General features: G+C 37.1%; 12 protein-coding genes. 8 read left to right on the plus strand and 4 right to left on the minus strand.

Annotated features, from left to right (window positions below; translation table 11 throughout):
• Positions 1 to 201: 201 nt before the first annotated feature.
• Positions 202 to 1641, minus strand: coding sequence for a POT family MFS transporter (locus tag ACOVQ4_RS04140; protein ID WP_421819390.1), 1440 nt, complete (start codon positions 1639 to 1641; stop codon positions 202 to 204).
• A gap of 710 nt (positions 1642 to 2351) precedes the next feature.
• On the opposite strand from ACOVQ4_RS04140, the gene ACOVQ4_RS04145 reads away from it, so the two are divergent.
• The 5 genes from ACOVQ4_RS04145 (at position 2352) to lepB (ending at position 7288) form a co-directional block, all read left to right on the plus strand.
• Entirely contained in the window at positions 2352 to 3131 is a 780-nt protein-coding gene (locus tag ACOVQ4_RS04145; RefSeq protein ID WP_421819391.1) for a ParA family protein, read from the plus strand.
• Between the two features lie 394 nt (positions 3132 to 3525).
• Positions 3526 to 4467: a ParB/RepB/Spo0J family partition protein gene (locus ACOVQ4_RS04150; protein ID WP_421819392.1), complete on the plus strand. Its 942-nt coding sequence runs from the start codon at positions 3526 to 3528 to the stop codon at positions 4465 to 4467.
• A gap of 102 nt (positions 4468 to 4569) precedes the next feature.
• Complete coding sequence (locus tag ACOVQ4_RS04155; RefSeq protein WP_421819393.1) at positions 4570 to 5190, plus strand: DUF5683 domain-containing protein; 621 nt, start codon at positions 4570 to 4572, stop codon at positions 5188 to 5190.
• Between the two features lie 42 nt (positions 5191 to 5232).
• Entirely contained in the window at positions 5233 to 5949 is a 717-nt protein-coding gene (gene dapB / locus ACOVQ4_RS04160) for a 4-hydroxy-tetrahydrodipicolinate reductase (RefSeq protein ID WP_421819394.1), read from the plus strand.
• Between the two features lie 166 nt (positions 5950 to 6115).
• Positions 6116 to 7288: a signal peptidase I gene (gene lepB / locus ACOVQ4_RS04165; RefSeq protein ID WP_421819395.1), complete on the plus strand. Its 1173-nt coding sequence runs from the start codon at positions 6116 to 6118 to the stop codon at positions 7286 to 7288.
• 97 nt (positions 7289 to 7385) lie between these two features.
• On the opposite strand, the gene ACOVQ4_RS04170 is transcribed toward lepB, so the two are convergent.
• Both ACOVQ4_RS04170 and ACOVQ4_RS04175 read right to left on the minus strand, forming a co-directional pair.
• Positions 7386 to 8672, minus strand: coding sequence for a class I SAM-dependent rRNA methyltransferase (locus ACOVQ4_RS04170; protein WP_421819396.1), 1287 nt, complete (start codon positions 8670 to 8672; stop codon positions 7386 to 7388).
• 92 nt (positions 8673 to 8764) lie between these two features.
• Positions 8765 to 9760, minus strand: coding sequence for a zinc dependent phospholipase C family protein (locus ACOVQ4_RS04175; protein ID WP_421819397.1), 996 nt, complete (start codon positions 9758 to 9760; stop codon positions 8765 to 8767).
• A gap of 227 nt (positions 9761 to 9987) precedes the next feature.
• On the opposite strand from ACOVQ4_RS04175, the gene rpsT reads away from it, so the two are divergent.
• Both rpsT and radC read left to right on the plus strand, forming a co-directional pair.
• The gene (rpsT, locus tag ACOVQ4_RS04180) at positions 9988 to 10245 is read left to right on the plus strand and encodes a 30S ribosomal protein S20 (protein WP_421819398.1); all 258 of its coding nucleotides are present in this window, start codon (positions 9988 to 9990) and stop codon (positions 10243 to 10245) included.
• A 338-nt stretch (positions 10246 to 10583) separates the two neighbouring features.
• Positions 10584 to 11285, plus strand: coding sequence for a RadC family protein (radC, locus tag ACOVQ4_RS04185; RefSeq protein WP_421819399.1), 702 nt, complete (start codon positions 10584 to 10586; stop codon positions 11283 to 11285).
• Between the two features lie 601 nt (positions 11286 to 11886).
• Here the strand turns inward: radC and hisB are convergent.
• Positions 11887 to 13008: a bifunctional histidinol-phosphatase/imidazoleglycerol-phosphate dehydratase HisB gene (gene hisB, locus ACOVQ4_RS04190; protein WP_421819400.1), complete on the minus strand. Its 1122-nt coding sequence runs from the start codon at positions 13006 to 13008 to the stop codon at positions 11887 to 11889.
• A gap of 324 nt (positions 13009 to 13332) precedes the next feature.
• Here hisB and ACOVQ4_RS04195 point away from each other — a divergent pair, with 324 nt between their 5' ends.
• Positions 13333 to 14712 (plus strand): DUF937 domain-containing protein, encoded by a 1380-nt coding sequence (locus ACOVQ4_RS04195; protein WP_421819401.1) that lies wholly within the window; start codon positions 13333 to 13335, stop codon positions 14710 to 14712.
• Positions 14713 to 15033: the final 321 nt, after the last annotated feature.

Raw genomic sequence — 15033 nt, forward strand, 5'->3', positions numbered from 1 at the left:
AGGTTCTAAAATGTCAAGTAATTATTGACTATTCATCAAGCAAAAAGGCGCTCGAAAATTGTTTTTCGAGCGCCTTTTTGCTACTATTATTTTGGGTTTAGACGTAAAGTATTTCGTCTCTACGAGTGTGGAATGGAGATAAAAATAAACACTCGATTGAATGTAAATCCGAAATCAAATATCCCAAATCCGCCATCGAATCTATCCTACGTATTTGGTTTCTTTAAGTCTACCTGCTACCAGCATAAAAATCACAGTACTAGCGAACATCAATCCTGTAAAGAACCAGAAGTAAGAAGCACCTTCCAATTGAGCTAAGAAACCACCATTTGCAATATTACCATTGACCAAAGCAACACCTAAGTTACCGATTGATACCGCAGAATACCAAATCGCGGTCATAGTACTCTTCATTGATTTTGGAGAGTTGGTATATGCATATTCCAAACCTGTGATAGATACCAAAATTTCGCCCCAAGCCAATACCAAGTAAGCCAAAATTTGCCACCAAACCGACGGCTGACCACCTGCATCAATACTTGTTTGAATCAAGGAAATAATCACAAAAGAAACCGCTGTTAAGAAGAAACCAGCACCTAAACGACGTAGTGGAGTAGTTTTGATACCTAATTTTTCGAAGAAAGGATACACTACATAAGTAAATACAGGAATAAAACTAACTAAGAATAACGGGTTCAATACCTGTACTTGTTCTGGTAGGAATGTATAACCTAAGCCTGTGTTTAGATCTAATTTTTTAGCTTGTAAAACCCATTCTGCTAAGTTTTGATCCCATAATGCCCAGAATATTGGAATAAAGGCAAATACTGCCAAAACACGGTAAACGGCTTTAACCCCTTCAACTTTTTCATGGTCATATTCCGCTTTTGATACGTCTAACCAACTTTCACCATTTTTTTTGTCTCCCAAGTGGGTAAGTGCATAATAGGTTATAAATACAAAATTGTTGCGATTGATACCTGATGGAGGAACATGCACATATTTGTTTCTTCCTAAGAAAAACACTACCGTTGCAATCGCCATCAAAATACCCGGAACTCCAAAAGCCCATGCAGCGCCAATAGAAGCATAAATAACAGGAATGAAAATGTTAGATACCACAGAACCAGCATTGATAGCGAAATAAAACCAGCTATAAGCTTTTGTCATCAAATGCTCGTTACTTTTGTCAAATTGGTCACCCACATTAGCTGACACACATGATTTGATACCTCCTGCGCCACAAGCAATAATTAGTAAGCCAAGCGAGAACATATCTAAGTTGTTTTCGAATAATGCTAAGGTTAAATGTCCAAAACAATATAAAACAGATACGTAAAAAATTACCTTATATTTTCCGAAAAACCAGTCAGCTACCAAGCCACCTACCATAGGCATAAAATACGCCAATGCCACAAACATGTGAACCATTTCGTTGGATTTTGCTTCGGCAACTTTTTGAAGTACAGGGTTTCCGCTAGGATTAAAGAACTGTGCAACTAAGAAAGTGGATAGGATAGAGCGCATACCATAAAAGCTAAATCGCTCGGCGGCTTCGTTACCCAAGATGTAAGGAATCGCTTTTGGAAACGTACCTTTCTTTTCTTCTGTTAGGGCTTCGTTAGAATGATTTGAAGTCATATATTTTTAAAGCTTTGTGCCCATCAACGTAGTTTTAGGATTCGTGGTTGCTACTTTGTGGGCTGTAAATAGTTTGTTTTTATTAAATGAATATAATGTTTTTGTTTTAGACTAATACCCTTCTTGTTCTATAATTTAACTTAATGTTAAATCTAGTAGTCTGTACCCCTGTAAGCGTCCTTTTAATCGACTTATTATTTGTAACTTGTAAGTAAAATAACCATCATCGAAGTAGAGGGAAAACTCTCAAGAAAATATCTGTAATATAGTCTAAAATTGCCGTTTTTATTGAAAAAAACATTCTAAGTTAAACCTATATCTGCGGAATACCAACTTTTTGATAAGTCCTAGCCTAAATTTTAAACAAGATTATTTGAAAAAACTAGAAATAGAAGAAATTATAAAAAGGTATTAATCTGATAATTAATATGATTTTTATGCGCTAGTGAGCAGTGGCAGGAGTTTTTTTTTATAAAAGCGCAAATTTGATTTCAATTATATTGGATTAGTAGGGAAGTTTTGGAAAGATTTTTTATATTCGTGAAACATTTGTGGAACACTCTTTGTAAATCTCCTTCGAAAGAGAGATATTTGAAGGCAGATTGAGTTATTCCTTATTGGTTATTCAGGATTTGTAATTCTGTCAATCATATTACCATCGGCTGTATAACTAATAATCAGTAACTGAAACAAGTAACTCAAAAAATCAAATGGGGAAAGTAATTGCGATTGCCAACCAAAAAGGAGGAGTTGGTAAAACTACTACCACTATCAACCTAGCAGCAAGCCTTGCCGCACTGGAATTTAGGACACTTATAGTCGATGCCGACCCTCAAGCAAACTCTACCTCGGGTTTGGGCTATAACCCTAAAGAAATCCAAAACTCAATTTATGAGTGTATGGTAGATGGAGTTCAGGTACAAGACATTATCATTGAGACGGATTTACCTTACTTACACTTGATTCCGTCGCATATTGATTTGGTAGGTGCCGAAATTGAGATGATTAATCTTCGCGATCGAGAACAGCGCATGAAGGAGTGCCTTCAAACAGTTCTTGACGATTATGATTTTGTAATAGTTGACTGCTCGCCTTCTTTGGGTTTAATTACCATTAATGCACTTACTGCTGCAGATTCTGTGATTATTCCTGTACAATGTGAATATTTTGCCCTTGAAGGTTTAGGGAAACTATTGAATACAATCAAGATTATTCAATCAAGATTAAATACAGCTTTGACAATCGAAGGGATTCTTCTAACCATGTATGATTTACGGGTTCGTTTGTCAAATCAAGTAGTTGCCGAAGTCACCTCTCATTTCCAGAGTATGGTATTCAATACCATTATTCCACGAAATATTCGTTTGTCTGAATCTCCTAGCTTCGGTGTTCCAGCCATTGCACACGATTCTGAAAGCAAAGGAGCTATCAGTTATTTGAATCTGGCAAGAGAAATACTAGCCAAAAATGGCTATGTTACCCAAGAATAAACGGAGGTTTATTGCTAGGGAACCTAAGTTAATGAGCAAAATTAGATTTGTGTGGTAAGCCTTAGGCATTAGGCAAAAAACCTGCTATTTTTAGGTAAAAAACGTTTTGCCAAAAGACCATATACGCAGGCTCTTGGCTCAATTATTTAATTTTATTTTGCGTTAAGTTATTACACAAAATGAAATTGAAGTTTTGTGCTTTAGGCTTTCTGGTATCCGCTTTCGGAATTAGGCTTTGTAAAATTGCATTTATGTGCCTGTTTTCTAAACGCATAAATTAAATCTAATTCAGCTTCATTCTTAACTTAATTATTGCGACTTATCAATGATGTTGCTTTGAGTAATTCTTGTTAAATGTTTCTTGCAACATCAATATCTATTAACTTTTTATACCATGAGTAAAATGGAATTACCTGCAAAAAAACGTGTTGGACTTGGCAGAGGCTTAGGAGCTTTGTTACAGGACTCAGATTCAGTTAATGGTGTAAATACTACCAGACCAAGTACGCCTACGCCAATCGAGCGCCCTCAGCGTTTAGAACAGATAAGCTCGATGAATGAGATTTCGGTAGATACTATCGAAACCAACCCTTATCAGCCACGTACACATTTTGATGAGGAGGCTTTGAACGAATTGGCTGACTCTATTCGTGTGCAGGGGATTATCCAGCCTATCACGGTTCGTCAAATTGGTCCAAATAAATACCAGCTTATTTCTGGTGAGCGTCGTTTGCAGGCATCTAAGCGTGCAGGTTTGCGCATGATACCTGCGTATGTACGTACTGCCGACGACCAGCAAATGCTAGAGATGGCTCTTATCGAAAACATTCAGCGCGAAAACCTCAATGCCATCGAAATTGCCTTGAGTTATCAGCGTTTGATTACTGAATGTAGTCTGAAGCAAGAGGAGCTCGGAGATAGAGTAGGAAAAAACCGTACTACTGTCAATAATTACATTCGTTTATTGAAACTTCCTGATGTGATTCAGGTGGCATTGCGTGATAACAAGATTTCGATGGGTCATGCTCGTGCTATTATCAATATCGATAATCGCGAACACCAACTTTCTATTTTCAATAAAACTATTGCCGAAGAATGGTCTGTTCGTAAAGTAGAAGAAGCAGTAAGAGAATTGTCAAACGCCAAATTGATGGCTGAGGGTGTTGATAAAAAAGGTGGCGTAAAACAAGAAATTAGAAGCCTTCAGTTTAGACTTCAAGCCTATTTTGGCTCGAAAGTAACTGTTAAAGCAGATGACAAAGGTAAGGGCGAAATCAAAATTCCGTTTAGTTCTCAAGAAGAATTAGACAAAATTTTACTTTCTATAAAAGCTTAAAACTGGTCGATTTTTCAACAATAGTTTTGTTAAATCTTGTTAAGCCATTGAATACGAAGTTATTTTACATGAACTTTGCAAGAAATTTTGACTAGAATACGCATGAAACAAATACAAAAAGTATGGCTTTTGAGTGTAGTTTGCTTGTTGGTGAGTTATTTTTCACAAGCACAAATCTTAAAGGCAGATACCATTCAAATCCCAAAAGACGACTTGACAAAAGTAGCCAAGTCACTGGATTCAGGGAAAAAGCAGTATAAGATTATTCCAAGAATAGCTACCATTCGTTCTGCAATGGTGCCAGGCTGGGGCCAAATCTATAATCGACAGTACTGGAAGTTACCAATTTTGGCGGCAGGTTTTGGGGTGAATGTTTATTTTATTATTCATAATAATGAAAATTATCAACTGTTCCGTTCCAATTATCAAAACCTTACTGCTCAGGGCTTATCAAGTATTTCTGTTACTTATAATGGTATTACGCGCAATTTGACGGCAGCGCAACTCAAGGCTGGTACACAGTATTATCACCGATATAGAGACACTGCTATCTTGTTTGTATTGGTTATTTGGGCAGCCAATATCATTGATGCCAACGTAACGGCACACTTAAAAACATTTGATTTAACCGACGATATTTCAATGAAAATCCAACCAGCAGTGACTACTCCTTTTATGAACAGTCCTGCATTTGGGGCAAAAATTACTTTGGCGTTGAAATAGCAACCAGAATTTATAAATTTCACATAAATAGTCTCAATTAACATGAATATTGTTCTTCTCGGCTATGGCAAAATGGGTAAAGTAATAGAGAAGATTGCTCTGAGCCGAGGTCATAACATAGTAGCACGAATCGACGTAAATAACCGTAGCGAGTTTGATGCTCTCAGCGCAGCTGATGTAGATGCTGTGATTGAATTTAGCCATCCTCTTTCAGCATACGACAACGTAAAATCTTGTATAGAAAAAGGTATTCCTGTAGTTTCGGGTACTACAGGTTGGTTAGAAAAAAAGCCTGAATTAGAGGCTTTAACTCTAGAAAAAGGAAGCGCATTTTTCTGGTCTTCAAATTATTCCATTGGGGTTAACATCTTTTTTAAGCTGAATAAAATGTTAGCCAAATTGATGAGCCCACAAAAACAGTATAGTGTAAGCACTACCGAGATTCACCACACTGAAAAGAAGGATTCTCCAAGTGGCACAGCCATTACTATTGCTGAAGGACTGATTGAAAATTTGGAAGGTAAAGAGAAATGGATTAATAATGAGATTCCTGCCGAAAACGAGGTTGCGATATGGTCAGCTCGTGAAGGCAAGGTGCCAGGAACACACATCGTTAAATATATTTCTGATATCGACCAAATCGAAATTTTGCACCAAGCGCACGGCCGTGAAGGCTTTGCTTTGGGAGCGGTAATTGCCGCCGAGTGGATAGCTGGCAAAAAAGGTGTATTTGGAATGGATGATTTGTTAGCAGATTAAAAGCATTCAGAAGCACTAAGTAATACGTCTTTATATTACTTAGTGCTTTTATTTTGTCAATGTTTCAAAAATAAATTCATGGAATTGTAATTCTAGGCCAACAATTACGACTATTGTGTAAAAGCTTAGTTACATAACCATCAAAGAAATTTAAGATTTTTGTAAAATGTCTGAAAAAAAGCCAGTAAAAAAGTCAGCCTTTCGCGAGTGGGTTGATTCCGTAGTATTTGCCGTAGTAGCGGCTACTTTGATTCGTTTCTTCTTTTTCGAAGCCTATACTATTCCCACTTCCTCTATGGAAAGTAGTTTAATGGTTGGTGATTTTTTATTTGTAAGTAAGCTCCATTATGGTGTACGTACTCCCAAAACCCCATTGCAAGTTCCTTTGACTCACCAAAAAATCTGGGGAACCAATCTACCATCTTACCTAACATGGTTGGATTTGCCTATTTATCGCCTACCAGGTTTTTCGGAAGTGACCAAAGGTGACGCTGTGGTATTCAACGTTCCTAATTTTGAACCTGATGGCGATGCGCCAGTTGACTTGAAAACCTATTATATCAAGCGTTGTGTGGCTACTGCCGGAGATTTATTAGAAATTAAAAATACACAGTTGTACATCAATGGCAAACCTGCTACCAATCCTGCCAAAATGCAACATGGCTATATTCTTAAAACAACGAAAGAAATTACCGATGTAAAACCTTTTGAAGATTTAGGTATTTTTAATGGCATCGATGCGATGGGGCATGAGAATAACAATTTGGTAGGACCCTATCAAGGCGATTCTTCAGACACGAAAAAGGGGTATTATGTGTATGTTGTAAATACTTTTGAGTCAAATATTGTTAAATTAAAGCAGTTGGATGGCGTCAAAGAAATTACTCCTATTATTTCTCCAAAAGGAGAACGCATGGAAGTTGGACCCAATATCATTCATCAAGAGGATGCCCCGATGAGTTCGACTCTTTATAACTGGAATCGCGATAATTTTGGCCCAATTCAAGTACCTAAAGCTGGTTTGACTATCAAATTAGATTCGATGAATATCGATAAGTACAAATATGTTATCAAATACTATGAAGGTAACAAAAATGTTGTTATTGAAAACTATAAAGTAAGCATCGATGGTAAGCCTGTTACTTCTTATACTTTCAAGCAAGACTATTACTTTATGATGGGTGACAACCGTCACAATTCTGAAGATTCAAGATTCTTTGGATTTGTTCCTGCCGATCATATTGTCGGAAAGGCGGTATTCGTTTGGATGTCACTCGATCCTAATAAATCTTTCTTAAGTAAAATCCGTTGGAATAGATTGTTCAGATTTGTGGAATAGAAGCAAATTTTCAAATATTCCATTGTTTGAAGAGCCTATACAAAAATGACTGATTCAGCGCTGAGTCAGTCATTTTTGTATAGGCTTTTGGTTTTATTTACTCAACATAAAGAACCAAGCCTTTCAAATAACTTCCCTCTGGGTGGAAGAAATTAACAGGATGGTCTGATGGTTGTGTCAGATGATGCAGTACTCTTACTTGTCGTCCAGCTTCCAAAGCGGCCGAAACAACCGTATTATAAAACAATTCTCTGTCTACCACTTGCGAGCATGAGAACGTAAACAAAATACCACCTTTGCCCAAACGTTTAAAGCCTTCCATGTTCAAACGCTTGTAGCCTTGCACCGCACGGTGACGAGCATCCATACTTTTGGCATAGGCAGGAGGGTCGAGTACAATTAGGTCATAAAACTGGTCGTTTGCTTTCAGGTATTTCATAACATCTTCGGCATACGCCTCATGATTATTGGCATTCTTGTCTCCAAAGTTGGCCTCGACGTTTTGATTTACTAAATCAATCGCTTTTTGTGAGACATCTACCGAGTGCACTAAAGTAGCTCCTTCGTTGAGTGCATAAATTGAAAATCCTCCCGAATAACAGAATGAGTTTAATACTTTTCGGTCTTTGGCATACCGAGCCAACAAGGCACGATTGTCGCGCTGGTCGAGGAAAAAACCTGTTTTTTGACCAGTTTCCCAATTAATCAAAAATGTATGACCGTTTTCTTTGGCTGGATGTGGCACCGAACTAGTACCTATTAAATAGCCATTTTTTTGATTAGCGGCATATTGAGGAGGTAGAGTTTCGGAACTTTTGTCATAAACAGCCACTAAAGTATCACCCAAAGCTCTTTTGATAGCGTTGGCTAACTTGTGACGTTCTAAGTGCATTCCTATACTATGTGCTTGTAGTACCGCAACGCCATTATAAACATCCACGATTAATCCAGGACAGCCATCGCCTTCGCCATGAATCAAACGAAAACAATTGGTTTGGTTAAAGTCGATTAGTTTACGGACATCAAAGGCTTTCGCTATCTTGTTAAACCAAAAATCTTCGTCGGCTTCGGTTTTTTCGAATGAGAAAATTTTGACGGCTATACTGCCCTCATGATAATGCCCAGTAGCCAAAAAGTTACCTTCAAAATCAAGTACATCTACTACTTGCCCGTCGGTAGGTTCGCCCAAAATCTGCGCAATTGCGCCCGAGAAAACCCATGGGTGAAATCGTTTTACAGGAAATTCTTTTCCTACATGTAATATCACAGCGGGCTGCGTTACTTGTATATGACTGAAATCTGTCTTCGGGGTTGATTTACCAGATTTATGATTATTCTGATTTTTTCGTCTAAAATCGTTATTTTTTCTAAATTGATTCTTCATGATGCAAAGTTAGAAGATAATTTGGCTCAATCGAAGCAAAACTTTAGACCAATTTAGAGGAAAGTGGTGTTCCTAAATCATCAAACATCCTCTTATTCATTTTCATCTCTTGCCGAAAATAGCCTTTTCAACCAAGACTTTGCTTCTTGCTCATCTGCATGTCGAACCGAGTCGGAGAGGCTTTGAGTACTAAGTACATTCAAATCGGGCTGTCCAGCGTCTATCCAACAAGTATACCAAAAATCCCCTAACATTTTAACTGCTGCCCGCATTTGTCTTTCAACTTGATGATTAAGTAATTCGTGATACGTTTTGCTGTACAAAAAGGAGTAAGCACGAGTATTTATCAAATTTCGTTCATCTATGCTATACTGCTTGTTTTTAGGAAATTGAAATTGAAGTGTTTTTTCAAATCTAAACACCGAGTCGAGACATTGATTAGCATGTTGAATGTTTGTCCAAATACGTTTTTGAGGAAACTTTACATACTCAGCCTTTCCCACAAAAAAGTCATATTCCTTCGAAAAAAGCTCAGGAAGTCTTGATTCCCAAAAGCCATGAATACCAACTTGTTGTGTTTTTTGACCATTATAATTTGAAGTAGTGTGTAATGGCACATTAGCATCTCCGATGTAGTGACCTATTTCGGCCGAACATTTGAGAATAGAGGATAAATTTTTGGTTTCAAATGCCTTTGTTAGGCGATACTTCATAAAAGAAATATGCCAAGGAACAATTCCGTGTTTTTTTAAAGTATCTTCCGAGTAAATCTCTACTACTTTTTCCCAAGGTTTTTGTAAACGAAAAATGGCACTATCGCCATAATAATCCAAATCAATAAAATGACGGGGAGCCTCGTCAGGAATGGCATATCGCCTTTTGTCTGGGTCTACCGAATGCTCAATTAAGTAGGGAAGGTGTTTTTTATAAAAGGTAATCATTTCGGGAGGTAAAGTAAAAACAGCCAATCGATTGATAAGCTGATGACCAAAAAATCCCCAACGAGAAGTCCCGCTGGACTTGGTTGGAAGACTATAGCATACCCAAAACGCTAATGCTAACAATCTTACTAATAGGGTAGGTTTCATGAGAGAACAGTATTAATTAGGAATAAACTGATTAAAGTTACCCGTGGAATCTAGGAAATACAATTAATTTCTACGACCTTTGCACCGCAAAATACAATTTTCAATCATTATTGGGTATATTATTGGTAATTCTGAAAAGAAAATACATCAATTAGGTTGTGGAAGTATAACTTTTTCTGTACCTTTGCACTTCAATTTAGAAAACCAATATTATTCGGGAAATAAAAATGGCAAATCACAAATCAGCGTTAAAGAGAATTAGAGCAAACGAAGCTAAAAGATTGCGTAACCGTTACCAACACAAGACTACTCGTACAATGGTGAAACGTTTACGTGAAACCAATGATGTAGCAGTAGCTTCTGAACTCTATAAAAAAGTTTCTTCTGCTTTAGACAAATTGGCTAAGAAGAACATTATTCACAAAAATAAAGCTTCTAACTTGAAATCAAAGTTAGCTAAGTTAGTGAATAAAGCAGCTGCTTAATCAGCTTCAAGATACTAAATCTACAAAAGGTCTCGCTTCAAAACGAGACCTTTTTTGTGTTTATACCCATTTGTAAACCCAACATTTTTGTCCTCGCTTGTAAAATAGAAATATTAGTAAATTTATTTAGAAAAAAATAAACTTTACAGTATTTTTATGCAAATTTACTTAATAAGTTAGTGTGAAAATAAAATTTAAGTTTTCAGCTTTGGGCATTCGGCAAAAACATATCTTTCTTTAAGAAGAAACATTTTAACACTCTTTGCCTTTTGCCTTCAACAAAAACTTAACTCGAATGCTGCACGACTACTTAAACTTTAGTAAGTATACTTATATATATGTCTTCATATACTAGCGAGCACCTTAATATAAAAGAATGGGCAGAGGAAGATCGCCCACGCGAAAAACTTCTCCTAAAAGGCAAATCAGCACTTTCAGATGCCGAATTATTAGGAATACTGATAGGGTCGGGTATCCAAAAACTCACCGCAGTAGATATTGCTAAACTTATTCTACAACATGTAAATGGTGATCTTAACCAACTGGCCAAACTCACCGTAAAAGAGCTTTCCAAGTTTAAGGGAATCGGAGAAGCCAAAGCCATTACTATTGTAAGTGCTTTGGAGCTTGGGCGACGAAGAAAAGAGGCTGAAATTCCCCAAAAACCAAGAATTACTTCTTCTAATGACGCTTACGTTGTACTAAAGCCTTATATGATGGATTTACCCCATGAGGAGTTCTGGGTTATTTTGCTCAATCGGGCAAATCAAGTGATTCGTTGTCAATGTATTAGCTCCGGGGGCGTGGCAGGAACAGTTGCCGATCCTAAATTGATATTTAAGCTTGCCTTAGAAAATTTGGCTAGTGCTTTGATTCTTTCTCACAATCACCCTTCTGGAAATACCGCACCAAGTCAGGCAGATAAAGATTTGACAAAGAAAATGGTAGAGGCAGGTAAATTTTTGGATATGCCTGTTTTAGACCATTTGATTTTTACAGATAAAACATATCTCAGTTTTGCAGATGAAGGTATGTTATAATAAACTCACAAACATATAAACTGTTGTTTTTAAGTAAGTTATGATTGTGCTGTCTGCTGAAATCTCTCTGGTTTTTAGTAATATATCTGGATTAGGGTGAGCAAGCCGATCAGGATGAAATTCTAGAAAAGAAGGAGGTATAGGATACAAACAGTAAGATTTATAAAGTAAGTAATCGCGCAGAATTAGATTTAACTTTTTTGTTTTTGGTACGAGGCAAAGAATTGTAAATTGTTTTTTAGCAACGATAGATATGAGATGTTTTGCCGAATGCTAATGGCCAAAAGCCGAAAGCTCAAAAATTAAATTTTATTTTGCATATCAACATAATGGTACAAAAAAAGAGAACCGTTTTAGTTCTCCTTCTTTGTACTTGACATCTTATTTACCTCTTTCTTTATAGATTTGCTGTAGTTTTGAACCTACTACTGCTGCTAGAACAAAAAGGACGATAAAGAATAATGCTCCTGAAACACCCATGGTATTTATATTTTAGATTTGTGAATATGAATTGTCGAATTTGATGTCACAAAGATAAAATTCAAAACTGAAAATTACGCACATAAAATGCTAAACTTTGGATAGTTTTTCAATAATTGAATTATAATACACCTTTGGTGGATGGTAAAATATCTAAATCTTTGATTTCTCTTTTGGTAGCCATTTTGATAGCCTTGGCAAAAGCTTTGAATGTAGCCTCAATTTTATGATGTTCGTTATCAGCCTCTGCCTTGATGTTCAGATTACACTTTGCTGTATCGGTAAATGACTTGAAGAAGTGGAAAAACATCTCTGTCGGAACATCCCCAATTTTTTCGCGAGTATATTTAGCATCCCAAACCATCCAGTTACGGCCAGAAAAATCAATAGCTGCATGCACTAATGCTTCGTCCATTGGTAACAAAAAATACCCATAACGAGCAATCCCTTTTTTGTCACCCAAGGCTTTTAAATAGGCTTCACCTAGGGCTAGGGCTGTATCTTCAACCGTGTGGTGCTCGTCGATATGTAAATCACCAATTACTTTAACTTTCAAATCAGCCCCAGAATGTTTAGCTAGTTGATCTAACATGTGATCAAAAAAACCTAAACCTGTTTCGATTTGAGATTTGCCTTTGCCGTCAAGATTCAGCTCTACCCAAATTTGGGTTTCTTTGGTGATTCTTTCGACAGAAGCTCTGCGGGCTGGTAAACGTAAGAATTCATAAATTGTATCCCAATCTGCCGAAACTAAGGCTGTAGCCTCCACTTGCTCGGGTAGTTCGATAGGGCTTGTGCCCAAATAAATAGCTTTCGCACCTAAATTGAGCGCCAATTGAATATCTGTCAGACGGTCTCCTAAAACATAAGAATTAGCCAAATCATAATCTGGGTTATTCATATATTTAGTCAGCATTCCTGTACGAGGCTTACGTGTAGGGGCATTTTCATGTTCGAAAGTACGGTCGATATGTACGTCTGCAAAAATGATGTTTTCACCTGTAAGGGTATCCATCATTTTGTTGTGAGCAGGCCAAAACGTATCCTCTGGGAAAGAGTCGGTTCCTAAACCATCTTGATTGGTCACCATAACTAATTCATAGTCGGTTTCCTCTGCAATTTTGCGAAGATTAGAGATGGCTTTTGGTAAAAATGCTAATTTTTCTAATGAATCCACCTGAAAATCGACAGGAGGCTCTTGGATAATAGTTCCATCACGGTCGATAAATAAAACTTTTTTCATTGTTTTTGTGATTACGTCTGAGGATAGCGTATTTGGAGATAAAAATAAGACTATCCCTTTAAGTATTGAGCCACAAAGTTAAGATTCATGTTTTGGTAATTAAATTTTTTTGAAAGAATTTCATTTTTTTAACTTCATTTTTGCATTAATCAAGACAACTGCGCCGTTGATAAAATGATTTGATAAGATATTAAGAAATATAGACTAAATATCAAGGAAGGGTTGTATTTTTGGGCAAAAAAATGGAGTTGTTGTGTACCTTATCATACAAACATACCTATTGCTTATCTAAAATCTCGATAGAATAATCTTAAAACATTTGATATGAATTTAATAGTAGAGTTGAAAGAGTTATTAGGAGGAGACATCAGCGCAAAGGCTGCCTCGCTAGTAGGAGAAAAAGAGGACAAAGTAAAATTGGCAATTGAAGGACTTGTTCCAACCATTATTGGTGGCATCATGAAAAGAGCTTCTAATGAAGCTGGCGCCACTACATTGATGAATGCAATACAAAAAGGAGGGCATGATGGGGCTATTTTATCACAAATATCAAGTGTAGTCAATGACCCTGAGAGTTTTGCTAAGGTAGTAGAAAAAGGGCATAGCCTAGTAAGTATGCTGTTGCCTGACAAAAAAAGTTCTATTGCAACTTTGATTTCTCAGTTTGCAGGTGTGCGTAACTCTACCGCTACTTCATTACTTGCCTTTGTAATGCCAGTTGTAATTGGAAGACTAGGGAAAGTAGTGGCTAGCCAAAATGCTGATAAAAGTACCCTTGCTAATACTGTTCTTGAGCTGAAAGGATATTTGCTAGGCGAAACGCCTGAGAATTTGCAAGTCAAAATGATAGATGTTTTGGGTTTGAGTACTTTTATGAGTCAAGAACTCAAACCTGTTCAGTTTGCCTCTGGTGCTCCACTACGCTCGCCGGGTGTACCTGCACCTGCGGCTCCCAAAGCCACAGATGACAGGGATAATGTTGTTACCTATTCAAGTAAAAACTATGAGGTAGATGACGAGGAGCGTCAACCTCTGCCTAAGTGGGTTCTACCTGCTGGCTTAATTGCTGTAGTAGTTGCTGCGGCGGTTTACTTCTTGGCTAATTATGATTGGCAGTCAACGTTTGCAAGTGCTCCTGATGAAGTGGATAGTACGCAGGTTGAGCAAGTAACTGGCGCCGAAATCGATACCACTGCTTTGCCAAAAGATACAACAATTGCCAATGTCGATTCATCAAATACGGCCGCAGAGGTAAAGTTAACCTCTATTGCATTGCCAAATGGACAGTCTATCGAAACCTTGCCAGGTTCATTTGTGGAGCGTTTTACTAAATATGTCGCAGATACTGCAAGCCGTCCTGCTCAAGTATTTACATTAGAAAATGTGAATTTTGAGGGTAATACATCAACTCTTGTGGCAGGTTCGGACAAAAATGTTCAGGATTTGGCTAAAATTATGACTGCTTTTCCGAAAGTTCAAGTAAAAATTACTAGTCATACTGATAATGCTGGAGATACGCTTCAAAACAAAAAATTATCATTGAAACGTGCTTTTGCCATTCGTAACATGTTAGTAACAAATGGTATCAGCGCTATTCGTATCGATTTTGATGGGAAGGGGCCATTTGTTCCTGTAGCTTCAAATTCAACAGAAGAAGGGAAAGCCAAAAATAGAAGAATCGAAGTAAAGGTTGTTAAAAAATAATAAGTGTTTTCAACGTTGATTAAGCACCAAAGTTGAGCCATCCTAAATTTTGGTATATCTTACGCAAATCCTCCCTTTGTGGTTAACTAAATTCAACATTTAGCCCATTAAAATTTGGAGAGAGCATTATTTGCCTTGATATCGAAAATATTTTAGTAATCACAAAAAAGGCGTTCGGAACAAATTTTCCGAACGCCTTTTTTGTGATTTGGTAGTAAGTATGAATGCTGAATTGCGAATTAGTCGTTGTCCTTTAGGCTTTCAGCTTTAGCCAGTAGGCTTCGTAAAAGAGTATTTCTTTAGTTATTTTAAAACTCTTTG

The organism is Flectobacillus sp., from assembly GCF_049240685.1.
Classification (GTDB): domain Bacteria; phylum Bacteroidota; class Bacteroidia; order Cytophagales; family Spirosomataceae; genus Flectobacillus.